Source organism: Streptomyces sp. LS1784 (assembly GCF_020103755.1).
GTDB lineage: Bacteria > Actinomycetota > Actinomycetes > Streptomycetales > Streptomycetaceae > Kitasatospora.
The window spans coordinates 1-573 of record NZ_JAHSQD010001274.1 but is presented as its reverse complement, the minus strand read 5'-3'; the positions used below and the strand labels follow the sequence as shown (position 1 = coordinate 573).

General features: G+C 78.4%; 1 protein-coding gene. It reads left to right on the top strand.

Annotation, left to right across the window (positions count from 1 at the left end):
• On the top strand, nucleotides 1-573 hold a 573-nt coding region (locus KS423_RS46940), incomplete at both ends, for an SGNH/GDSL hydrolase family protein (protein ID WP_224285710.1).

The window sequence follows — 573 nt, the reverse complement described above, 5'->3', positions numbered from 1 at the left end:
GGCGAGACCCCGGGCGCGCTGCTGGCCGCCGGCCTCGCCTCGGTGGCCGAGCGCCCGGTCCGGCTGGTCAACGTGGCCCGCTCCGGCGGCCGCTCGGCCGACCTCTCCGGCCAGCTGGAGCAGGCGCTGCCGCACCGCCCGGACGTCGCCGTGATCATGGTCGGCGCCAACGACGTGACCCGGCACAGCCCGGCCCAACTGGCCGTCCGTCACCTCGGCGAGGCCGTCGCCGCCCTGCACGCCAACGGCTGCGAGGTGGTCGTGGGAACCTGCCCGGACCTCGGGACGATCAAGCCGGTGCGGCCGCCGCTGCGCTGGGTGGCCCGCCGGCTGAGCCGGCAGTTGGCCGCCGCGCAGACCATCGCGGTGGTGGAGGCGGGCGGCCGGACGGTCTCGCTGGGCTCGCTGCTGGGCCCGGAGTTCGCCGCCCGCCCGGAGATGTTCGCCGCCGACCGCTACCACCCCTCCGCCCAGGGCTACGCGACCGCCGCGATGGCCGTGCTGCCCTCGGTCTGTGCCGCGCTCGGACTCTGGCCGGAGGAGGAGCGCCCGGCCGCGGCCGTCCCGGGCGCC